The organism is Planctobacterium marinum (assembly GCF_036322805.1).
In the GTDB taxonomy this organism is placed as follows: domain Bacteria; phylum Pseudomonadota; class Gammaproteobacteria; order Enterobacterales; family Alteromonadaceae; genus Planctobacterium; species Planctobacterium marinum_A.
This window is the reverse complement of sequence record NZ_AP027272.1, coordinates 1,533,264-1,554,411: the sequence shown is the minus strand read 5'-3', so window position 1 is coordinate 1,554,411 and position 21,148 is coordinate 1,533,264. Positions and strand designations below refer to the sequence as shown.

20 protein-coding genes, 1 other RNA gene and 1 pseudogene are annotated in these 21,148 nt (G+C 45.2%); 13 read left to right on the top strand and 9 right to left on the bottom strand.

The annotated features are described in order from the left end of the window. Window positions 1–18 precede the first annotated feature (18 nt). A pseudogene (gene ykgO, locus AABA75_RS06940) lies at window positions 19–141 on the bottom strand (type B 50S ribosomal protein L36); the annotation flags it as partial. Between the two features lie 202 nt (window positions 142–343). On the opposite strand from ykgO, the gene AABA75_RS06935 reads away from it, so the two are divergent. Then, the gene (locus AABA75_RS06935) at window positions 344–1,051 is read left to right on the top strand and encodes a hypothetical protein (protein ID WP_338291843.1); all 708 of its coding nucleotides are present in this window, start codon (window positions 344–346) and stop codon (window positions 1,049–1,051) included. Window positions 1,052–1,062: 11 nt separating this feature from the next. Here AABA75_RS06935 and AABA75_RS06930 read toward each other — a convergent pair whose 3' ends face one another. Genes AABA75_RS06930 through AABA75_RS06915 form a run of 4 tightly spaced genes read right to left on the bottom strand, consistent with a single transcriptional unit; the run spans window position 1,063 to window position 5,420 of the window. Continuing rightward, complete coding sequence (locus AABA75_RS06930) at window positions 1,063–2,277, bottom strand: FAD-dependent oxidoreductase (protein ID WP_338291842.1); 1,215 nt, start codon at window positions 2,275–2,277, stop codon at window positions 1,063–1,065. Further along, a complete protein-coding gene (gene ubiH, locus AABA75_RS06925; protein WP_338291841.1) occupies window positions 2,274–3,521 on the bottom strand; it encodes a 2-octaprenyl-6-methoxyphenyl hydroxylase in 1,248 nt (415 codons plus the stop codon). The genes AABA75_RS06930 and ubiH overlap by 4 nt, the downstream gene beginning before the upstream one ends. A 9-nt stretch (window positions 3,522–3,530) precedes the next feature. Beyond that, a complete protein-coding gene (gene pepP, locus AABA75_RS06920; RefSeq protein ID WP_338291840.1) occupies window positions 3,531–4,841 on the bottom strand; it encodes a Xaa-Pro aminopeptidase in 1,311 nt (436 codons plus the stop codon). Window positions 4,842–4,850: 9 nt separating this feature from the next. Further along, on the bottom strand, window positions 4,851–5,420 hold the full coding sequence (locus AABA75_RS06915) for a UPF0149 family protein (RefSeq protein ID WP_338291839.1): 570 nt from the start codon (window positions 5,418–5,420) through the stop codon (window positions 4,851–4,853). A 175-nt stretch (window positions 5,421–5,595) separates the two neighbouring features. On the opposite strand from AABA75_RS06915, the gene AABA75_RS06910 reads away from it, so the two are divergent. Beyond that, window positions 5,596–5,961: a cell division protein ZapA gene (locus tag AABA75_RS06910; protein ID WP_338291838.1), complete on the top strand. Its 366-nt coding sequence runs from the start codon at window positions 5,596–5,598 to the stop codon at window positions 5,959–5,961. Window positions 5,962–6,037: 76 nt separating this feature from the next. Further along, a non-coding RNA gene (gene ssrS, locus AABA75_RS06905) (6S RNA) lies at window positions 6,038–6,218 on the top strand. Between the two features lie 119 nt (window positions 6,219–6,337). Here the strand turns inward: ssrS and AABA75_RS06900 are convergent. Beyond that, window positions 6,338–7,027 carry a pirin family protein gene (locus AABA75_RS06900; RefSeq protein ID WP_338291837.1) on the bottom strand — a complete coding sequence of 230 codons (690 nt, stop codon included), beginning with the start codon at window positions 7,025–7,027 and terminating at the stop codon, window positions 6,338–6,340. A gap of 235 nt (window positions 7,028–7,262) precedes the next feature. On the opposite strand from AABA75_RS06900, the gene AABA75_RS06895 reads away from it, so the two are divergent. From AABA75_RS06895 to AABA75_RS06880, 4 genes are all read left to right on the top strand, one after another. Then, on the top strand, window positions 7,263–8,156 hold the full coding sequence (locus AABA75_RS06895) for a ribokinase (RefSeq protein ID WP_338294818.1): 894 nt from the start codon (window positions 7,263–7,265) through the stop codon (window positions 8,154–8,156). A 28-nt stretch (window positions 8,157–8,184) separates the two neighbouring features. Beyond that, window positions 8,185–9,135 (top strand): nucleoside hydrolase, encoded by a 951-nt coding sequence (locus AABA75_RS06890; protein ID WP_338291836.1) that lies wholly within the window; start codon window positions 8,185–8,187, stop codon window positions 9,133–9,135. A gap of 263 nt (window positions 9,136–9,398) precedes the next feature. Further along, window positions 9,399–10,142, top strand: a complete 744-nt coding sequence (locus AABA75_RS06885; RefSeq protein ID WP_338291835.1) for an alpha/beta hydrolase — start codon at window positions 9,399–9,401, stop codon at window positions 10,140–10,142. Window positions 10,143–10,230: 88 nt separating this feature from the next. Next, on the top strand, window positions 10,231–11,310 hold the full coding sequence (locus tag AABA75_RS06880; protein ID WP_338291833.1) for a type 1 glutamine amidotransferase domain-containing protein: 1,080 nt from the start codon (window positions 10,231–10,233) through the stop codon (window positions 11,308–11,310). Between the two features lie 73 nt (window positions 11,311–11,383). On the opposite strand, the gene AABA75_RS06875 is transcribed toward AABA75_RS06880, so the two are convergent. Continuing rightward, window positions 11,384–12,151 (bottom strand): hypothetical protein, encoded by a 768-nt coding sequence (locus tag AABA75_RS06875; RefSeq protein ID WP_338291832.1) that lies wholly within the window; start codon window positions 12,149–12,151, stop codon window positions 11,384–11,386. A 251-nt stretch (window positions 12,152–12,402) separates the two neighbouring features. On the opposite strand from AABA75_RS06875, the gene AABA75_RS06870 reads away from it, so the two are divergent. The 5 genes from AABA75_RS06870 (at window position 12,403) to AABA75_RS06850 (ending at window position 16,593) form a co-directional block, all read left to right on the top strand. Beyond that, window positions 12,403–12,819 carry a DoxX family protein gene (locus tag AABA75_RS06870; protein ID WP_338291831.1) on the top strand — a complete coding sequence of 139 codons (417 nt, stop codon included), beginning with the start codon at window positions 12,403–12,405 and terminating at the stop codon, window positions 12,817–12,819. Window positions 12,820–12,908: 89 nt separating this feature from the next. Continuing rightward, the gene (locus AABA75_RS06865) at window positions 12,909–13,553 is read left to right on the top strand and encodes a 5-formyltetrahydrofolate cyclo-ligase (protein ID WP_338291830.1); all 645 of its coding nucleotides are present in this window, start codon (window positions 12,909–12,911) and stop codon (window positions 13,551–13,553) included. A gap of 68 nt (window positions 13,554–13,621) precedes the next feature. Next, the gene (gene rpiA / locus AABA75_RS06860; protein WP_338291829.1) at window positions 13,622–14,278 is read left to right on the top strand and encodes a ribose-5-phosphate isomerase RpiA; all 657 of its coding nucleotides are present in this window, start codon (window positions 13,622–13,624) and stop codon (window positions 14,276–14,278) included. 201 nt (window positions 14,279–14,479) lie between these two features. Further along, a complete protein-coding gene (gene serA, locus AABA75_RS06855) occupies window positions 14,480–15,709 on the top strand; it encodes a phosphoglycerate dehydrogenase (protein WP_338291827.1) in 1,230 nt (409 codons plus the stop codon). Window positions 15,710–16,215: 506 nt separating this feature from the next. Further along, on the top strand, window positions 16,216–16,593 hold the full coding sequence (locus AABA75_RS06850; RefSeq protein ID WP_338291826.1) for a CC0125/CC1285 family lipoprotein: 378 nt from the start codon (window positions 16,216–16,218) through the stop codon (window positions 16,591–16,593). 351 nt (window positions 16,594–16,944) lie between these two features. Here AABA75_RS06850 and purU read toward each other — a convergent pair whose 3' ends face one another. Continuing rightward, complete coding sequence (gene purU / locus AABA75_RS06845; protein WP_338291825.1) at window positions 16,945–17,808, bottom strand: formyltetrahydrofolate deformylase; 864 nt, start codon at window positions 17,806–17,808, stop codon at window positions 16,945–16,947. Between the two features lie 39 nt (window positions 17,809–17,847). Next, on the bottom strand, window positions 17,848–19,941 hold the full coding sequence (locus AABA75_RS06840) for an EAL domain-containing protein (protein WP_338291824.1): 2,094 nt from the start codon (window positions 19,939–19,941) through the stop codon (window positions 17,848–17,850). Window positions 19,942–20,060: 119 nt separating this feature from the next. Between AABA75_RS06840 and AABA75_RS06835 the strand changes: the two genes are divergently transcribed. Then, the gene (locus tag AABA75_RS06835) at window positions 20,061–21,131 is read left to right on the top strand and encodes a Gfo/Idh/MocA family oxidoreductase (RefSeq protein ID WP_338291822.1); all 1,071 of its coding nucleotides are present in this window, start codon (window positions 20,061–20,063) and stop codon (window positions 21,129–21,131) included. Window positions 21,132–21,148: the final 17 nt, after the last annotated feature.

Below are 21,148 nucleotides of genomic sequence, written 5' to 3'. Positions count from 1 at the left end.
ATTGGGATGCATTGAACTGCCCTGCCTCGCCTGAAATCTCGGATTGGATTTATTTAGTACATACACTCGTCCACGCCGGCGGACAATCTGGCAATTAGCCATACGTTTTTTCTGTGAACTCAACGATGAGGTAACTTTCATAGTGCTGCTCCGAGAGGATTTTATTCAGTATTGTCTCTCGGAAACCGACTTGCAACTGGAATAATGCAAATGAACCGGTAAAGAGTGAGCTGAATATCTTAATTGTATTTTTGTGAAGTTAATCATTGCATTTTTCGTCACTTTTTTGGGTGATTTCCATCTCTCGGCTACACTTTTAATTAAATGTTAAAAAGAGCTGATCATGGTTAGTGCTTGGAAAAAAACTAAATCCTTCCGGTTATTTTTAGTCGTACTTATAAGCATTCCTCACTTTGCCACGGCGAAAGAAACTTGGTTTGTTACCTCCTTGAACTGGCAACCTTATTCAGGTGCTGAAATGATAAACGAGGGCAATGCCGTTCAGCGCTTAAAATCATTACTCGGCGAACAAAGCATTACTTTGTTAGTCGAGTTTTACCCATGGTCCCGGGCGCAAAAGCAAGCCACAGAAACAGGCTATCTGGGCTATTTTCCCGCCTGGCCAGAAGAAGTAAGAAAAGGCTTTATTGCTTCCCCTCCGATTGCCTGGTCTGAAGTGGCGGTATTGAAAATGGAAAATACTCAAGCCAGCTTCTCCGATGTGGAAACGCTGTTTAAAGATGGAACTGTAGGCTTGGTGCGCACATACGTTTACCCTGAGTCCATTACACAAGCGGCAAGGCGTTATCCAGATAACGTGTTTTACGCCGACAACGAGATATTACTCGCCAAAAAGCTACATGCCAGACGGCATCAATTTGCCATTACCGATCCATTGGTCATGGGCTACATTGCAGAAAAACACTCGTTGGAAGGCATTGAGCTTTTAACAAGTTTGTATAAAAAGCCCTTGGTGATCGCCATGACAGATTCTCAAGAGAATCGACACCGCATCAAGCTTATTGAGAAGCTTATTCAAAGTGCGCCATAGAACGTAGCTGTTTAAGAGGCTTTAACAGCTAATTCTGGCAACTTACCAGAGATCCCCATGGCTTGCTTGATAATGTCGGATTTTAGTGGCGTGATCTCATTAACCAGCGACATGCCGGCGCCACGAATAAGCTTCTTCAAAGGCTGCTCACCGGAAAACAAACGTTTAAAGGTCTCCATACTGGCCACCATCTTCGCCGCTTCGGCCTTGCGCCAGCGCTCTACAGGTCGCAAATAGCGCACTTGCGTAAAGTCTTTATCCTCTTCCACCAGCTGGCAAATCTGTTCGGCAACGCTGGCAGCATCCAGAAGCCCCAGGTTAGCACCCTGCCCGGCAAGCGGATGTATGGTATGGGCGGCATCTCCGATCACCATAGCTCCCTCGCCCAACCACTGTCTGGCATAACGCATTTTTAAAGGAAAGCACTGACGTGCTGAACACAGTTTTATCTGGCCAGCCTGCATATCAAAGGTGGTTGCCAGGGCTTTGTTGAAATCTGACTCGTCCAGGCTCAATAATTCGTTGGCTTTGTCGGTACTTTGCGACCAAACGATAGAGCATTGTTCGGGTTGCCAAAGTGGCAGTAATGCCAGTGGACCGTGGGGAGTAAACACCTGCCTGGCGGTATACTCATGAGGCAATTGAGTTTGCACCGTTGCAACAATGGCTTTTTGATCGTAGTCCCACCAGGTTTGGGCAAAATTGGCCACTTTACCCACCATGGAGTTGGCACCATCGGCACCGATAACAAAACGACAGGTCAACAACTCCCCATCGGCTAACTGTAATACCTGTGTGCCTTGTCCCAGCGATAACTTGTCAATCTTAACGCCAGTGATAAGTTCGACATTGTCAGTACGCTCAACCACATGAGTCAGTGCCGCAGTAACATTGCGATTTTCGATGATATGGCCTAAATCATTGGTAAAAACATCAGCGGCTTTAAAACCAATACGGGCAAAACTATCTTGCTCCCACACCTGCATTGCAGTGTAAGGCGTGATACGTTGGGTATTGAGGTGTTGCCACACGCCTAAGTTTTCGAATATAGATTGGCTGGCTTTACTGACAGCGCTCACCCGCAGCTCAGGCTCGCCAGCGGGTGCGGCACTTTTTTCAGCGGCATCAATGACGGCAACCTTTAACCCGGAAGGCGCCAACGCTAAAGCACAGGTTAAGCCCACCATACCGGCTCCGACAATTACGATATCTTTTTGTTTCATCATAGCTGTGCTCCGCTGCGCTGCCCCATGGCAATTCTAGCGAAACCGTCCTTTAACTTTTGTTTGTTGTTCATCAGCAATAAGCCGATGTTTCTGCCAGCCCTCAACAATGCATTGTTGTTGGAGAACAGGTGTACCAGTGAGTCGGTTAACAAAATCGTTTGCTGCTGGTCCTGCTTGCGCTCGGCCTTGAACTGGCAAAGGCTTTGATAGGCACCAATATCTTGCTTTTGTTGCACTGTATTCGCAATGCATTTCGCCAACTGCCAGGCATCCCTTAGCGCCAGATTAAATCCTTGTCCCGCAATAGGGTGTAGCGTTTGAGCTGCATTGCCAATGCACACTACTCGGTGACTGAAACTATCGTCGCTTTTCAGCAAATTAAGCGGGTAAGACTGGCGTTTACCCACCTTTATTATTTTGCCTAAGCGCTGTCCAAACTGAGTTTGTAATTGCTGGATAAAGTTATCATCATCTAATGCCAGCAGTTGTTCAACATCGGCAGAGGCCACAGACCAGACAACGCCGCTGCGCTGCTCTGTCATAGGTAAAAAAGCCAAGGGGCCAGATGCCGTGAAGCGCTCAAACGCGGTGTTATTGGGTGGTAGCTCTGTCACCACATTGGCGATAATCGCGTGTTGTTGATAGTTTTTTTGGGTTACATCGATATTAAAAAACGCTTTAGAGCTGGATTGCGTGCCTTCCGCTAATACCAGCAGCTGCGTAGTTAAGCGATGACCACTTTCCGTGGTTATCTGAATGCTGTCTCGCCTGGTTTCTGCTAACTGAATTTTGTCTGGTTGCAAACGTACAAGCTCAATATGACTTAGGGCTTGTTCTTGTAAATTGCGTTCAGCACATTCCAGTAAAACGGCCCCCAAATCCTGAGCTTCCATCACCATGCCCAGCTCTGTTTCGTGATAATCGCTGTGATGCAGTCGGACTTGCCCAGCAGCACCTTTATCACTAACCTGTATGGTTTTTATGGCTGTGCCGCGCTTGGCAATATCGTCGGCAATACCCATTGTTTTAAAAAACTGCAAAGTTTGTTTTGACAATGCTAAGGCTCGGGCGTCAAAGCCCGGGTGAGGTTGCGCCTTATTGGGATCAAAACTATCGATAAACGCGACTTTTAGGGGTTTATCAGCAGGTAGCATGGTTTGCAGAGACAACAGCAAAGACCAGCCAGTCGCTCCGCCACCGGAAATCACCAAATCAAATGTTTGCTGCGGTGTCACTTCAGACATGATCCCCTCTTAAGAGCGCGCCATAAACTGTTCAATTTCATCGACGGTTCTGGGCAAGCCTTGGGTCAGGTTCTCAAAGCCTGTTTCTGTTACCAGAATATTATCTTCAATGCGAATACCAATACCGCGCCAACGGGCATCGACATCCGCGTCTGGTGCCACGTAAATGCCCGGCTCAACGGTTAAAACCATACCGGGTTCGAAAGCCCGATCTTCCCCGTTGCGCTTGTAATCACCCACATCGTGCACATCCAGGCCCAACCAATGTCCAAGACCGTGCATGTAAAACTGCCGATGTTTTTGCTCAGCAATATTTTCCAACACTTCACCCGTTAGCAAGCCAAGCTCCACCAAACCGGAGGTGATCACTTCAATTGCGGCATCGGCGGCAGCTTTGAGGCTATTGCCGGGTTTAATGTGCTTAAACGCGATTTCCTGTGCTGCCAGCACAATGTTGTAGAGCAATTCTTGCTCTTCACTAAAGCGGCCACTACCAGGAAACGTGCGGGTAATATCCGCGGCATAGCCCTGTAACTCAGCACCGGCATCAATGAGCACCAATTCGCCATCCTCAATGACATCGCTGTTTTCTGTATAATGCAATATACAGGCGTTATCGCCAGCTCCTACAATAGTATTGTAGGCAGGTTGACGCGCTCCTTGCATAGCAAACTCGTGGTGAATTTCCGCTTCTAATTGGTATTCCATCACGCCTGGAGTACAAAATGCCATAGCTCTTTTATGTGCACTGACCGAAATGGCCGCCGCCTTACGCATGACTTCAAGTTCAGCTTCAGACTTAAACAAGCGCATTTCATCCATTAGCGGTTTGGGCTCAATAATGGCCACTGGTGCTTTTTTGGATTGTTTCGGCGCTTTACGCAGCGCTTCAACCGTACTCAGTACCATTTGCTCCATTTCGGCGTCATCGCCAAGGGAAAAATATAACTGTTCACTGCCGTCTAATAAGGACAATAAAGCTTCTGGTAAATCGCTGATGTCATAGCTTTCTGCAATACCCAGCGTCTGTGCGGCCTGCTCTACTCCCAACCTGCGTCCTTGCCAGATTTCCGCCTGGCGATCGCTATCGCGACAAAATACAAAGTCTTGAAACTCGCCTTCCAGATTGCTCAACACCAAACAGGCATCAGGCTCAGCAAAGCCAGTGAAATACCAGAAGTAGCTATTTTGACGAAACAAATACTCGGTATCGTTGCTGCGAGTGACTTCTTGCGCAGAGGGTAAAATGACAACTGAATTGGCGGGCAATTGCGCCACCAAAGCTTGTCGACGGCTTAACAGTTCGCTTTTGCTTATCATAACAGCGTATTAATGAATGGTTCTAAAGGAAGAGAGGTCGGTTTCACCGGTTTTGCCCAATTCGCCAAAACACAGCATAGCTGAGATGCGCACATATTCTTCCACTTCGAATAGTGCTTGTTCTGACTCTTCCGACTCTGGCATATCACTTTCCATACGAGCGATTTCAGCAAAGTCGCTTAAGGCCTCTTTAACTTCGTCAGACAAGCTATGTTGCCCTTCCTGTTGCACGCCAAATCCCAATAAGAAACCCTGCACCCACGAGATCAAGCTCTGTGCTCGTTCGCTAATGGGGGCAGCATCTTCGGGTAACAACAACTGAAAAGAAAACTCGCCGTCCAACAATTGCGTGCAAGAGGCTTCGAACACCTGAAAGATCAGGGTTTCTATTTCGGCAGGAAATTTTTCGCCAGTATTGATGAAATCCGACAGACTATTGATCCAGTCCTGGTTATCCAGACTCATTCCACCAGATACCATGCCACACAAAATGCCGTGTAATTCAGCCGGATCACTGCTCACTTTATTAGCCAACAATTCATTGGCTATTTGTTCAAAACTTAACTCTTTGTCTGACAAAACAAATCCACTTCGTTATTTGCTTATATCCTACCATTGAAAATTGCGATTTCATAACGCATATAGTGTTTGAAATAAGTGGTAAATTGATTAGGTTGCAAAGACTAATGCGATAATCCACAATCAAATTAACAAGATCTAAAAAACAAACGGTTTTCCGGGCAGAACAATAACAATGACAGTATCCAAAACGCAGTTTATTAACCTCTTTGGGCGCCAGTACAAGGTGCGCTGTCCATCGGGTGAAGAAACCGTTCTGAAGCAAACTGAAGACTTGTTAAACCAGCAACTGCAGGCTACCAAAAAAGGCTCCGGGCTCACTAACCGCGAAGACATCATTATGATGACCGCGTTAAATTTATGCCGTTCCATTGTAGAACAGCAGGAAAAAGACAAAGCAGCGGCTAAACATTTAGCGGAAAGTCAGGCTGCTGCCATGGTAAATCCCCCCCAAAAAGAGTTGAACAAACGCACAGGTGGCTCAGCGATTGCCGATGCCGCCAGCAAAGCTTCACAATTCCTCAAAGAAAAACGGCCTTAGTTACAATTGCTTGCACGAAAACTGCGCAAACAAACCCAAACCCCTTTGTAAAACGCGCCATTTCCTTTTAAACTAAAAACTCCTGAGATGTTTGTTAGTTCAGTTATGTCCCGAGCCGATGCTAACATCTAAGGAAGTTGACTTTGTTACTATTGAGCAAGCCTGGCTAGTACCATGAAGCCTACGGTAGCAACGATGCTTCCGCCCTGAACTATACGGTTCTGGGTACCCCTGAACGACGACATTTTGGGAATGAAAAAGAGCGGAATATTCCGCTCTTTTGCTTTTCTGCGTACACATAAAATTATTCGCATGAAATGCTGGCTCATGTGGGTTGGACTTCAGTCCAACATAGGTTTTTCAGCTAACGTAAGATCTATACCTCAAATAGCAGAAACTCCACATCATCTGAATTAGCCAATACCTGAATATCCTTTTCGTCACGCAGCTTTAAACCATCTCCGGGATGCATTGTTTGCCCGTTAATTACGACTTCGCCTCTAACCAGTTGCACGTAACTGTTCTGCGTTCGATTCAAGGTGAAATCTAACGACTCGCCTTGAGATAATCGCACTCGGGTTAACCAAGCCTGTTGTTTGATCACCAAACTGCCATCGGCACCATCAGGTGACAAAATCAATTGGGTATGACCCGATTGATTAAATGCCTTTTGCTGATAACCCGGCTTAGTGCCTGTTACATCTGGCGTGATCCAGATTTGCAAAAACTTCAACGCTTCTGATTTCGATGGATTAAATTCACTGTGGGTAATACCACTGCCAGCGGACATTAATTGGAAGTCTCCCGCAGGTACATGATATTCATTGCCCTCGGAATCCTTGTGGGCAATAGTGCCCTCCATCACATAACTCAGAATTTCCATGTTGCGGTGGGGATGAGTACCAAAACCCTGACCTGGCTCGACATAATCGTCATTAATCACCAGCAACTTGCCATGTCCTGTATGGTTAGGATCGTAATAACTGCCAAACGAAAAGGAGTGATAGCTTTGCAGCCAACCAAAGTTTGCCTGACCTCTTTCTTGTGCGGGACGATAAGTCATCATAATAATTCTCCTGATTCAATTTTTGTATTTGATGAACCCATTATCCGTTCTTGATTAACGAAATAAAATCACATTAATTCGGTCATATAATTCTAATAAATAGAAAAAAGAAACATACGAACAATTTATTTTGACCAAATGGTCAGGTTTTGAGCAAAATAAGGGAAATTGTCGTAGTTCAAAAGCAGTAAATGTTCTACAGTTAGTAATCGTAATAATGAGTGAAGAACAATCTATGGCGATAATCAATTTCGGCTCTATTAATATTGATCACGTGTATCAGGTAGAGCATTTTGTGCAGCCAGGCGAGACACTGGCATCCAAACAATATCAAAAACTGCTAGGTGGCAAAGGCGCCAACCAGTCTATCGCACTGGCTAAAGCAGGTACGGACATAAAACATGTCGGCTTAATCAATGAATCGGACTTTTCCATGAAGCAGTCTCTCATTAGAGCTGGCGTTGACTGCAAATATGTCAGAGGCACAGAAACACCCAGCGGGCATGCCATTATTCAGGTGGCCGATTCCGGTGAAAACTCCATCATCTTGTTTGCTGGCGCCAATCACGAATTATCGGATGACCTTATCCGCCAGGCATTAGACGGTGCGTCACCGGGCGACTGGGTATTGATGCAAAACGAAACTAATGCCATTGCTGAAGTTATCGAACAAGCTAATGAGCAAAAACTCAAGGTGGCTTTTAATCCCGCCCCAATGACAGAGTCGGTAAAGAGCTTGCCGTTGCACAAAATTGATCTGCTGATTGTTAATGAGGTGGAAGCCGAAGCGCTAACCGGTACCGATGAACTTGAAGCGATGGAAGGCTGGTTTAAACAAGAGCTGCCTGACACTGCAGTTATCATTACCTTAGGTGCCAAGGGCGCCAAACTCATTACAAATGCTGGCAATACCTTTGCCGAAGCATTTTCAGTACAGGCGGTAGATACTACTGCCGCTGGCGACACCTTTATTGGTTACTTTTTAGCGGGCTACATGCAAGAGTCTGAGCCTGCACAGTGCATCCGTAAGGCCTGTGCTGCATCTGCTGTTGCTGTTACCCGAGTGGGTGCCGCACAATCCATTCCTACCCTTGAAGAAGTCGAAGCGTTTTTGGCCGAACAAGGGTAATTATTTTACGTAAACACAAGGAATCAACATGGCAGAAAAAATTATCATTGATACCGATCCGGGTATCGACGACGCAATGGCCATCTTTTTCGCGTTTCAGTCACCTGATCTAGACGTATTGGGTCTCACTTCGGTATTTGGTAATGTGCCAGTCAAGATGGCTGCTCGCAATGCAGTTACCCTTTGTGATATTGCGGAAAAAGATATCCCTGTTTGCGAAGGGTTGGGATTACCTTGGGTGGGTCCTGAATCAGGCTACGCTCACTTTGTGCATGGTGACGATGGTTTTGGCAATATTCACCCAAAACTTTCTGATAAACCTATAGACCCACGCAGTTCAGCGCAATTTATTATCGACACCGCTAAGCAATATCCCGGAGAAGTTACCCTGGTGGCAATTGGTCCACTCACTAATTTAGCCATGGTGCTGAAGATGGAGCCTGAGATAACCAAGCTATTAAAAGGTGTGGTGATCATGGGCGGTGCTGCGCAAGTACCTGGTAATGTCACCCCTGTAGCAGAGGCGAATATCTGGAATGATCCGCACGCGGCAGATATCGTTTTTTCAGCGGATTGGCCACTGACCATGATTGGCCTTGATGTTACCTATGCGGTTTCTTACAACCAGGAATATTTGGGCAAACTGGCGGAGGTGAACCCTAAGCTGGGTGGCTTCGTTCATCAAGCTGCACAGTTTTACGCAAAATTCTACTCAGAAGTATTCCAGAATTCCGACGAAGAAGTCTGTTATTTCCACGATGCAATGGCTTTGGCCTACGTGATTGACCCTACCCTATTTGATATGAAGCAAGGTAAGTTCCGCGTAGCTACTGATCCGCTATGCTACGGACAAACAACCTTTGCTCCACTGGATAAGATGATGTCACCCCAATGGGAAGACGCCCCGGTGATGCAAGCCGCATTGAAAGTCGATGAAGAGCGCATCAAAAAGCTGTTTATGGACACATACGCGCTTTAATCGATAAGCAATAGAACATAATCAAGGCAGCTAAAATGGCTGCCTTTTTTGTGTAACTAACACCAGAATTGCTTTTGGTGTTCACACTAAAATCTGTCTTTTGTCTGAAAAAAACAACATCTTAACCGATGTGGTATTTATTTTACATTAGCCAGTGATATAACCCCGATTCAATTGCCCACTATCTAACTACTATCGGGAAACAAACCTATATGCTCAACTGTCTACACGTTCTTTTTTTAACCTGTCTGATATCAACATCTGTGCTTGCTCAAACAGAAAAAGTAACGCAACTTAACATTGCCGAAGTAAAACAGTTTGTCGTTCCCTCTGAGAAACTTGCGCAAGACAGGAGTATCACGGTTTATCTTCCCAAGAGCTATCAGAGCACGAATAAAGATTATGCAACACTCTATTTGTTAGATGGCGAGCGACATTTACCCCATGCCATTCTAGCCACCCGCTTGCATCAGGAGCTGAACAATATCCCGGAAATGATTATTGTCGCCATTAATAATAAAGAAGAAGATGGCGCGAGAGAGCAAGATCTGTTTCACAATCGAGTAGCATTTCGCCATTTCATTACCAGTGAACTGCGTAGTTATATAACAGAGAACTACCGAGCCAGCGACAGTGCAATACTCTATGGCCACTCACTGGCTGGATTCTTTGCACTAGATTTAATAGCGACCCAACCACAGCACTTTTCAAGAGTAATTGCCGCCAGTCCCCCTTTACAGGGTGACGCAAAGCGCATTTATAGTCAGTTATCAGAACATAAGCTCCAAAAACAAACATACCTTTACCTGACCATAGCCGCGCAACATGAAGAAGGTGAACCCGAATTTTCTGCTTTTCAGCGTTTCTCAAAACTATTAGCAGAGAGTACACCAGAAAACTTGATTTGGACCTCTCAAGTTATGGCAGAACAAAGTCATATCAGTAATTATTATTTAACCTTTTTTAATGGCATTGCCAAAGTCTACGATACTGAGGTAAAAAAATAATAGGGGCCGACTACCCCCGCCGGTTATTTCACGCTCATTTCACACGGCTCCCGATACGCTAACAGCGTTTTCGTTTCGGGAGTCAAACATGTTAAAGAAAACCCTTATCTCAATGATTGTCCTGGTGACGGTTGGTGCTGCCTTGTTTCACGGTGGAAAAAGCTGGTTAAAAAGCTTATTGCCAGACAAAGCCCATTTTCAGGTATTAAAACAAAGCCAAACACAGGACCTACCTTACGTGATGGAAAACATCCCAGAGAGCCGCGGTAAGATACTCGCGGTACTTACCAGCACTGACAAGATGGGCGACGACAAAGACACAGGCTATGAACATACCGAACTGGCGCGAGCCTATTATGTCTTTGTTGCCAATGGCTTTGAGGTGGAGTTTGCAAGCCCGCTTGGTGGTGAGCCGCCACGAGTGTTGGACGGTGAAGATATGGGCGCTTACGATTATGCCTTCTTAAACGATGCCTCTATTCAAAAGCGACTGAGCCAATCTATTCCATTGGCTGATATCGACCCAGAGCACTATGAAGCTGTGTATTACGTTGGCGGCAAAGGCACCATGTTTGATTTTCCTGATAATCCAGACATTCAGCGCATTACCAAACAAATGTACCAGGACGGGAAAGTTGTCAGTGCGGTATGTCACGGCCCGGCGGCGTTGGTGAATGTTAAGTTGGACAACGGCGACTGGTTATTAACCGATAAAAGTGTCAGCGGTTTTACCAATGAGGAAGAGCTGATAATTATCCCTGATGCCAAAGAAATCTTTCCATTTTTGTTAGAAGATAAACTGGTGGAGCAAGGGGCAAACTTTAAACCCGGTAAAACATATCTGGAGAAAGTCAGCCAAGATGGCAAGTTGATTACTGGTCAAAACCCATGGTCAGTATGGAAGATGGCAGAAATGGTGGTAAAGGAGCTGGGTTATACCCCCAAAGTGAGAAGCAAGACACCAGAAGAATACTCCATTGCACTGTTGCAGACTTACGAAGAACAAGGCTTACAAGCCGCTCAACAAGCCCTGATGAAAAATCCCGAGTCATATCAACAAATACTATTGCTGATGCACGGCATGCTGGCGCTAATGCAATTTGAGTTGGGCAAAAGTATCGATATTTTCAGTCTTGCTCACACTTTGAAAGCGGAATTACAAGCTTGAAAATAGTGAATCGGCGTATTGGCAAGGGAATGCCAATACGCCAAATTAACCCGCTAAGCCAGAAAGACTCTAGTTAGCCCCCCAAAAGCCCCTTCAGTTTTTCTTTGGCTTTTTCTTCCAGTTTTTGCTTTTCTTCTTCCAGCTTTTGTTTGGCTTCGTCTTCAAAAATCCCTTTCACTTTGCGTTTGCCCTCTTTGATTAGATTGTCCAGCATAGCATCCACAATTGCAGCGCCCACCTGGTCGGCTGGAATACCATCCGGCACACCAACGGCGTCGGCATAGAAGGTGGGTAATGTCAGCTCAAACTGGCGTTTGTCGTCTGGCAATTGCTCCAGATCGAGCGCTTGTAAGTTAAGTTTCAGCTTAACAGCTTGCACCTTGATTTTCTTAACGCTGACAAGTGGATTGGCAGCCTCGCCTGTTGGCTCTGAGGTTTCAGATTGCGGTAATGAGGCTTGCAGATTTTCTTTAAGCGTTATGAGGTTAGCCTTACCCGCACTGCCTAGCTCGTACAGTACTTCTGGCGCATCAATCAGTATCTCTTCAATGACGTAGGGCTCACTGGTGGACGTTCCCAGATCTAATCTCACGGTATTCAATTTAAAAGCATCATCAACTGAATAGCCTTCGGGATTGGCAATGCCCAACCCACCGATGGTGATTTTGGCTTCCGTTAACTTGGTTTCAACTTTGCTCACGGTCACCGAGGTTTTTGTCACCTTGCTTCCCTGTGTCTCAATCTGCTGTTTGATCAGATCATCCAGACCGGATAGCCCCAGAAACACAAAACCACCAGCGGCGATCAAGATGATAAGCAAAACGATGAGGACTTTTTTCATTAGCAACTCCCTATTGTCATTAATTTGAATATCTACACTGTAGACCAATTTCAACGCCTTATACGCCAGTGTATTGGAATTAGGCGAAATCGAAAACCGGGTAATCAAAGATTCCAAGTAATTGACAGCGAACACTTCATAATTTCTATTTTTTAGAACATTCAAGGCAATTTATTGCGCTTTTAAAATTATTAGATAGAACTATTATTATCACCGTCGAAACAAATTACTAACTTTCTGAGGATACAAACATGAAAACTGAAATCTTAACTTTTGATCAAAATGGTACCCTGGCTTCTATTATCGATGTAATTGCACGAGTCTTATTAAGTACGCTGTTCTTATTGGCAGGCAGCAACAAAATCAGCGCTTATGAAGGCACAGCTGGTTGGATGGAAGCGATGGGCGTGCCCGGCGGATTGTTGCCACTGGTTATTTTCGCTGAAATTGGCGGCGCACTTGCCCTTATCCTGGGCTTTCAAACACGCCTGGTGGCCCTTGGTTTAGCGGTATTCTCCATCGCTTCAGCCTTGGTTTTCCACAATAACATCGCTGACCAGGCGGAATTTTTAAACTTCTTTAAAAATCTGTCTATGGCGGGTGGCTTCCTGGTACTAAGTATTAATGGCGCCAAAAAATTCAGCCTTGATGCCCAATTTAACAAGTAGTGACTGTTCAACAAATAGGGACAACAGGTAGTGACTGTTGAACCCTCCCTGGATTGCAAGGCCGCCTCAGTGCGGCTTTGTTTTTTTGAGTGTGCTCTGTTATAAACATTGCTCTAAACAATAACTTAATTCTTACTGTGGTCATTCAGGCAAACAATTCCGAACGCAAACAATTACGCCAACAACTCAGAAAAGCCAGACAATCTTTAAGCACTGAGCAACAACAAGATGCCAGCATTAAACTGCTGAACAATATTGTCGCCAATAATATCGTAGACAATGCTCAAATCTGCGCCTTTTATCTGGCCAATGATGGTGAGCTAAACCCCAAACCATTGATTGAATATTGTTGGAGTAAAGGAGTTAAAACTTCTCTCCCGGTTATCCACCCATTCGCCAAAGGTCATTTACTGTTCTTGCAATACTCAGCCAACAGTAAGATGTGTAGCAACCAATACGGTATTGATGAACCCGTCTGTGAACTGCCTGATATTGTGCCATTGACCCAACACCAACTGATATTCACCCCGCTAGTGGGATTTGACTTAAATGGCAATAGATTGGGTATGGGCGGTGGTTATTACGATCGCACCCTATCTTCACTTAAACAGCAAGCAAACATTAGCCTCATCGGTCTCGCCCACGATTGCCAGCAAGTGGACGCGTTGCCTCAGGAAAATTGGGATATTCCAGTTAATAAGATCATTACCCCGAGCAGAATAATTAATTGCTGATAATGGGGTTTGCTGGTACAAGATTCCCGGTATAATTTCCTCAAATACACCTCAAAACGAGTAAAGAAATGGATCAGGATCAGAAAAAACGCGCTGCGGCTGCAGCGGCCTTGTCGTACGTTCAACCAGACAGCATTGTTGGTGTGGGTACAGGCTCCACCGTTAATTATTTTATCGAAGGGCTGGCGGACATCAAAAACGATATACAGGCCGCCGTTTCCAGCTCTGAAGAAAGCACTAAACGACTCAAAGCACTCGGCATTGAAGTCATGGATTTAAATAGCGTGGGCAACTTTGACATTTATGTTGACGGAGCTGATGAGATCACTGAGCACAAACACATGATCAAAGGAGGTGGCGCAGCCCTTACCCGCGAAAAAATCGTTGCGGCTGTGGCCGACCAATTCATTTGCATTATTGACGATACCAAACAGGTACCTATGCTGGGCAAGTTCCCCTTACCAGTGGAAGTTATCCCCATGGCTCGCTCCTATGTTGCCAGAGAGCTGTTAAAGCTAGGTGGCGATCCCGTTTATCGCGAGGGTGTTATCACGGATAACGGCAATGTCATATTAGATGTGCACAACCTCAAAATTCTGGATCCGGTGGAACTGGAAAAACAAATCAATGCCATTGTGGGTGTGGTGACTAATGGCTTATTTGCCAAACGCGGGGCAAACGTTGTGTTGGTGGGCACAGATTCTGGTGTGGTTACCATTAAATAACCTGCCGTTATGTGGCCTTTCTATACATTAATAAATAATGGGTTGCCTGCAAAATAAAGGCTTGCAGTTCACGTGCAATTTGCTATTGTTGCGCAACCCACTTTAGACGTCCAGACATCTAATTTACATTATCTGCGAATTCGAACCACGAATAGCGTTTCTGTTTTCGCTAAGCTATTGAAGTTTCAAGGTATATTCACCATGAGTAAAGTTTCTCTCCCAAAAGATAAGATTAAAATCCTGTTGTTAGAAGGCGTACATCAGAGTGCCCTGGAAACCCTGAAAAACCAAGGTTACAGCAACATTGAATACCTTAAGACTTCCCTGCCTGAAGCAGAATTAATGGAAAAAGTCGCCGATGTGCACTTTATCGGTATCCGCTCCAGAACCCAGCTCACAGAACAAGTGGTCGCTGCAGCATCTAAATTAGTGGCAGTAGGTTGTTTTTGTATTGGCACCAACCAGGTTGATCTGATTGCTACACAAGCCCGAGGCATTCCCGTTTTCAATGCACCATTTTCTAATACTCGCTCTGTGGCGGAACTGGTGCTAGGTGAAATCATTCTGTTGTTACGCGGTATTCCGGCTAAAAACGCTCATGCTCACAATGGCGGCTGGGATAAAAGCGCGGTGGGTAGCTATGAGGCCCGTGGTAAAACCCTGGGTATCATCGGTTACGGACACATTGGTACACAACTTTCAATTTTGGCAGAGCACCTGGGCATGAAAGTGCGCTTTTACGACATTGAAGATAAGTTGGTGCTAGGTAATGCCGAACAAGTGGCCTCTTTAACTGAGCTATTGAAAACATCCGATGTGGTCTCCCTGCATGTACCTGAAACGCCGTCTACCAAAGATATGATTGGCGCTGCCGAGCTGGAAGTGATGAAACAAGGGGCGATTTTAATCAATGCCTCCAGAGGTACAGTGGTGGATATCGATGCTCTAGCAGACGCACTACGTGCTAACAAAATTGGCGGTGCCGCAATTGATGTATTCCCGGTAGAGCCGAAATCTAACAGCGAAGAATTTGTGTCGCCACTGCGCGAGTTTGACAACGTGATCCTCACTCCCCACGTCGGAGGCAGCACACAAGAAGCACAGGAGAATATCGGTAAAGAAGTAGCCGGTAAAATTGCGAAATACAGCGACAATGGTTCAACACTGTCTGCGGTTAACTTTCCTGAAGTATCTTTGCCAGAGCACATCGGTCGCTCTCGCCTGTTGCACATTCACAAAAATGCTCCTGGTGTGCTAACGCAAATCAACCAGGCGTTTACGGAAATGAATGTCAATATCGCGGCTCAGTACCTGCAAACCAATGAAAATATTGGTTATGTGGTTATTGATGTAGAAACCGACCACGCAGAAGATGCCTTCCAGGCGCTGCAAGCCATTAACGGCACGATTAAAACCCGAATCCTGCACTAATCTTTTTTATAGTTGAATCCGGCAGTCTTCACTGCCGCGAGTCAATCGTTTGATAGCGCAGATTTAAAGATAAATGTATATCTTTAAGTTTGGTGCTTATATATCACTTCCGAAGGGGAGATCCCCTTCCCCCCCTTTTGGCCCGGACGCGAGACAGCATAAGCCTCAATCGCAGAACCTGAAGACCGTCAATGATAGCACGTCCCCGCGCTAGCATTGACTTAGGCAACATCCTTGTTGCCGATCTTCAGGTTTTATCTGCTCTTTCGACTTATCTCGCGAAAGGGCCAGAATTATCCGCACTTCGAATTAACGATGGGGTATTATTTAACTGAGTTTTGCATGACTTTACTCAATGACGTTCTTGTCGTGAAGCTGTCGGCCAATTATCTAGAAATAAAATAAGAAAAAGTTTTCTCTGCCAGATTTGTTGTTAAATAATCAGATTAAAGTTTGGGAGGCCTTAGGCAATTAATCTCAAGGTTAAAAATGGAATACTCAAACTTATGATCAAACGTATTATTTGTGTTGTTTTGTTTTCAGTGTTGGCGGCTTGCTCCTCTACATATAGAGAATTGGGAACAGAGCAAAGTTTTGGGCCACCAGGCGGATATAGCGATCAAAAAATTGGAGATGGTATATACAAAGTTGTATATATGGGAAATAACTACACGTCTGAATCACAAGTTAAAAAACTTTGGCAGAGAAGAGCTAGTGAACTCTGCCCACATGGCTATAAGATTATACAAGATAAAACAGAATTGATACCCGTTATGGCTGTATCGCTTATTCCAGAGGGAACTGGTTGGTACAAAACGGTAGATAATCCAGATAATTTTAAGAAGAAAAAAGGGATTATTTCCTGCGAGAGAACCTTAAAATAAATGAAGAGACTCTAAGTTTTTTCAATAATCAACCGATAGCGAATTCGAAGTCCGTAAGAATCCTTTCCTTGTGCGAGTTAAGCCTCCGTTGAAGAAGAAACCGGAAAGAGTGACATCAGGGATGATGTCTCAGACAATGCTGGCGCAGGGACGGGCCATCATTGTCGGTCTTTCAGGTTCTTCACAGGCGGCTTATGTTTTCTCGCGCTGGGATAAAAGGGGGTTTTAGGGGATCGCCCCTAAGAAAAAAACACATCGAAGTAATGAACATTAACCTATAGCAGAAAACAGAAACATCCCCACGCGTTTTCCTTGAGCTACATAGAAGGTAATTAAGCTGAATCCACAGTATTAATCAAAAATAATAGAGCGACGTCCTGATATCACGATGCGATGCTGCAGGTGCAGCTCCACTGCTCGCAGTAAGGTTTCAGTTTCGATGGACTTGCCCATGTTAACCAGTTCATCAGCGGTCTGACGATGGGTTATGGGTTTGACGTTTTGCATGATGATGGGCCCTTCATCCAGCTCTTCGGTAACGTAATGCGCCGTAGCACCGATAAATTTAACACCGTATTCTCGGGCTTGATGATAAGGCTTTGCCCCTACAAAGGCAGGCAACATGGAATGGTGAATATTGATCATACGGCCAGACCAGCGGGATAAAACATTAGGCGGTATGATCTGCATGTACTTGGCCAGCACCACCACATCTATATCGTTTTGCTCAAACAGTACCAGCGCTTTTTCTCCTTGCGCCTCACGGGTTTCTGGCGTAATCGGTAAGTGGTGAAAGGGTAAATCAAAGCGCTTAGCGTCCACTTCCATGTCCATGCGATTACTTACCACCAAAGTTGGCTCAACATTCCATTCATGAGACAGTATTTTAGCCAACATACCGTAAAAACAGGGTAATTGTTTGGTGACCATGATGGCCATCTTTAGGGGCCGGTCCATGATACGCAGGTCCAGTGTTAACTGGTATTTGCCATTAATATCTGCTTTTAGTGCGTGGATAATCTCATTTTCAGGCACCTGAAAGCCTTCCAGTTCCCACTCCATTCGGGCGAAGAACATACGCGGCTCAGTTTCAACGTCAACGTACTGATCAAAATCAGTGATATTGCCATTATTCTTGTAAACGAATTGGGTAAGAGCGGCCGCTACACCGGCTTGCAGCGGTCCTGAAACCACGAGAGTTGCGCGTATTGTCATACTAGAGAAAAGATAGCTTTTATTACTGTGAGTACGGTTCTACTTGGCCAGCTCAGGGGCCACGGTGTTCTCACTACTGGTTAGTGTTTGAGTTAAAGCATAATCGCCAACCGCGCTTTCTGGAAGCGGTTTTGAAAAAAAGAAGCCTTGCAGTGCATGAATGCCTAAATTTTGCAAGAATTGCTTCTGATGCTCCGTTTCAACCCCTTCAGCCACAATTTGCAATGCCATTTCTTTGGCCATCATGTTTGTCGCTCTTAATATCACACCGCCATTGGCAGCCAGATTGGACACAAAGTGCCGGTCTACCTTGATGCAATTTACCGGTAGCTGCTCAATTTGCGACAGAGAAGAATAACCTGTACCAAAATCGTCAATAGCAATAGTCACCCCGAGCGTCTTAACCTCTTGTAACGCTTTTCTGGCCTGATCTATATCGCCGCAAAAAACCGTTTCAGTGATCTCCAGATTCAGTTTTTCTGGTGCTAAACCACTCACGGTTAGGGCATGTTGCACAGAGCGAATAAAATTAACGTGCAACAACTGATGAGTAGAAATGTTAACGGACACCCCAGCATTTTGTTGCATTTGCCACCTTGAAGCACTCAAACAGGCTTGTACTAAAACCCACTCGCCTATCTCAACGATCAACCCTTGTTTCTCAGCCAATTCAATAAATATCGCCGGTGGCACATCAATATCGTTGAACTTCCAACGTGCGAGCGCCTCAAAACTCAGTATTTTTTGCTGCTTGATGTCAACGATGGGCTGAAACTCGAGACGTAACTGGCGTTTTTCCAGCGCTTGTTCCAGGCCGATTTTTAGTTTTTCCTTCTCATTGAGACTGTGCAAAATGGCACTGTCAAACATCACTGGCGTCGCAACGCGATTGTACTTTTGTTCAAACATGGCGATATCAGCCATGTGAATAAGCTCATTGGCATTGATGCTATGGGTAGGAAAAAGAGCAATGCCTATAGAGGCGCTGAGGAAGCTATCGCTTTCCCCGGGAACGGGAATGCCTCCAATTCTTTGCATCAGTTGTTGCGAAAAGTCACGCGCTTGTTTCTCGAGGCTACTCACACTGGTATGTGTCTTGTCTGATGCAACATCTTCACATTCCTGCACAATAACAAACTCATCGCCGCCCCAGCGCCCAATGGCGACTTTTTGATTTATAGCGAGTAATGTCGCTGCGACACTGCGCAACACCTTATCACCGGCATCGTGTCCGAGACTATCATTGATTTTTTTGAAATTGTTTAAGTCCACAAACAACAAGAAAAAGCCCGTACTATGCTCAATACTCTGCCCTATTCGCGTCTCTAGAGACTCTAAAATTGCCGCACGGTTTAACAAGCCTGTAAGTGAGTCTTGCTTATTGAGTTTAATAATTTGGCGGGTACGCTGATGCACTTTCTCTTCAAGCTGCTCATTAACCTTGTTCAACTCATCCATCGCTTCACACAATTTTTGATTACTCTCCCTGACCGCCTCTTTTTCCTTTTCTACTTGCCCAAGCAGAACGACATTTTGATTTTTTAAGGAAATGGCGTCACTGGTAAACTTTGATGCCTGAGTGGCAGAGACGAACATAACCGCGGCATACACAAACCCCATCGTCCCCAAGGTTTGCATAATGGCTTCATCCGACATAACAGATAAAATCGAAAGGGGTAATAACATAAAAAGACTGTATAGCCTTGCAATGCGTTTGTCGGCAGAAAGCACCGTAACACTGCCGCCAGCCAGTGCCGCATAAATGATGGCAGTGGCAGTAAATTCCAACGTATCCAGGGTATCAAAAACGAGAAAAGGATAAATAGCCCAGATAATGGCCGTGGCCATAACCAAGGTAAAGAAGCGCTGTTTATATTGAGCAGCCTTGGATTCTACAATGGTGCCGTTTAAATAAAAGGTAAAATAACAGCTGTCTAATAAGCGGCAGGTTAACAAGCTGGCCATAAAAGCAAACCAGATTAACTTATCATAGTGACTTTGCTCGTTGTAGAATGCGAAAGCGAGCACCGAAGAGGCGAGAAAGTTCACGACGTGACCGCCGTAGCTGTTACGGTATAAGATGGTTACCGCATCTGCGCAGTTCTTGTCTTGTATGCTAGAATTGTTGCTCATTCGAAAAGATCGTGCTTTATCGTCATTTATGACATAAATGACTTGGCTACTCCAGAATAACCTATTAAATATAGACTAAAGTCTGATAAAACATAGTTTTACTACCTCCAGAGGCAATCATGATAAATGTGGCGTTAATCGGCTTTGGTAGCATTGCGCAAAACCTGCACCTTCCTCTACTAAATAATCATCCAGAACTCAATTTATCTGCCGTGTCCAGCTCCAGGCCAGAGCTTGTGGCGTCGAAGCTACCAGAAGCGAAGTGCTATGCCTCCCCTGATGAACTTTTAGCAGCAAGCGATGCCGACCTGGTAGTGGTAACTACCCCTAATCAATATCACTATCCCCTTGCTATGAAAGCGCTGAAATCAGGACGACACGTGGTAGTTGAAAAACCTGTCGCTTTGCATCTCAAAGAAATACAGGATCTGCAACGCCAGGCTGAGCAGCAAGATGTGCAGCTTTTTCCCTTTCACAACAGGCGTTGGGATGGTGACTTTCAAACAGTCGCGCAATTAATCGCCAATAAACAATTAGGTGAGATTAAGCGCTTTGAATCAAATTTTGATCGCTTCATACCAGCTCCCAAAAGCAAGTGGAAAGAGCAGCCCGGACCGGGCAGTGGTTTGTGGGTTGACCTTGGCCCCCACCTGTTAGACCAGGCACTTTATCTGTTTGGCAGCCCCGAAGCCATTACAGCAAGAGTTTTGAATACTCGCAGCGGTAGTGCTGTAGACGACTACTTCAATGTGCAACTACACTATGCCGATAAAGAAGTGCTGCTTGCTGCCTCAAATCACAATGCAGCACCGGTGAAGCGCTTTGATATTCAAGGGACTAAAGGAACTTTTGTAAAATACGGTATGGATGTGCAAGAAGAACAACTGCAAGCGGGTATGGCCCTTGACCACGAAAGCTATGGTCAAGACCAAGAAAATAATCACGGTACCCTATATACCATCGATAAAACGGACAAAACTGAACTTGAAACCCTTAGTGAGCAAACTATTCCCACCTTGCGTGGTAGCTATATAGAGTTCTATGAGCAAGTGGCGCAAGCCATTCGCTACGAATCTCAGTCACCTGTCTCTATTAAGGCGGCAGCGGAAGTAGCGCGCTTTTTACAACTTGGGTTATTAAGTCAAAAGCAAGGAAAAACCATCAAAGTCCGGCAGTATCGTGAAGAATAATTTTCTCCTGACGCGGA

Excerpts from the sequence above, each read along its gene's own strand:
- purU (WP_338291825.1), bottom strand. The coding sequence starts at position 17,808 with ATGACAATACGCGCAACTCTCGTGGTTTCAGGACCGCTGCAAGCCGGT.
- AABA75_RS06835 (WP_338291822.1), top strand. The coding sequence starts at position 20,061 with ATGATAAATGTGGCGTTAATCGGCTTTGGTAGCATTGCGCAAAACCTG.
- ubiH (WP_338291841.1), bottom strand. The coding sequence starts at position 3,521 with ATGTCTGAAGTGACACCGCAGCAAACATTTGATTTGGTGATTTCCGGT.
- AABA75_RS06895 (WP_338294818.1), top strand. The coding sequence starts at position 7,263 with ATGGCGATAATCAATTTCGGCTCTATTAATATTGATCACGTGTATCAG.
- AABA75_RS06890 (WP_338291836.1), top strand. The coding sequence starts at position 8,185 with ATGGCAGAAAAAATTATCATTGATACCGATCCGGGTATCGACGACGCA.
- AABA75_RS06935 (WP_338291843.1), top strand. The coding sequence starts at position 344 with ATGGTTAGTGCTTGGAAAAAAACTAAATCCTTCCGGTTATTTTTAGTC.
- AABA75_RS06900 (WP_338291837.1), bottom strand. The coding sequence starts at position 7,027 with ATGATGACTTATCGTCCCGCACAAGAAAGAGGTCAGGCAAACTTTGGT.
- serA (WP_338291827.1), top strand. The coding sequence starts at position 14,480 with ATGAGTAAAGTTTCTCTCCCAAAAGATAAGATTAAAATCCTGTTGTTA.
- AABA75_RS06910 (WP_338291838.1), top strand. The coding sequence starts at position 5,596 with ATGACAGTATCCAAAACGCAGTTTATTAACCTCTTTGGGCGCCAGTAC.
- AABA75_RS06930 (WP_338291842.1), bottom strand. The coding sequence starts at position 2,277 with ATGATGAAACAAAAAGATATCGTAATTGTCGGAGCCGGTATGGTGGGC.
- AABA75_RS06850 (WP_338291826.1), top strand. The coding sequence starts at position 16,216 with ATGATCAAACGTATTATTTGTGTTGTTTTGTTTTCAGTGTTGGCGGCT.
- AABA75_RS06880 (WP_338291833.1), top strand. The coding sequence starts at position 10,231 with ATGTTAAAGAAAACCCTTATCTCAATGATTGTCCTGGTGACGGTTGGT.
- AABA75_RS06870 (WP_338291831.1), top strand. The coding sequence starts at position 12,403 with ATGAAAACTGAAATCTTAACTTTTGATCAAAATGGTACCCTGGCTTCT.
- rpiA (WP_338291829.1), top strand. The coding sequence starts at position 13,622 with ATGGATCAGGATCAGAAAAAACGCGCTGCGGCTGCAGCGGCCTTGTCG.
- AABA75_RS06840 (WP_338291824.1), bottom strand. The coding sequence starts at position 19,941 with ATGAGCAACAATTCTAGCATACAAGACAAGAACTGCGCAGATGCGGTA.
- AABA75_RS06875 (WP_338291832.1), bottom strand. The coding sequence starts at position 12,151 with ATGAAAAAAGTCCTCATCGTTTTGCTTATCATCTTGATCGCCGCTGGT.
- pepP (WP_338291840.1), bottom strand. The coding sequence starts at position 4,841 with ATGATAAGCAAAAGCGAACTGTTAAGCCGTCGACAAGCTTTGGTGGCG.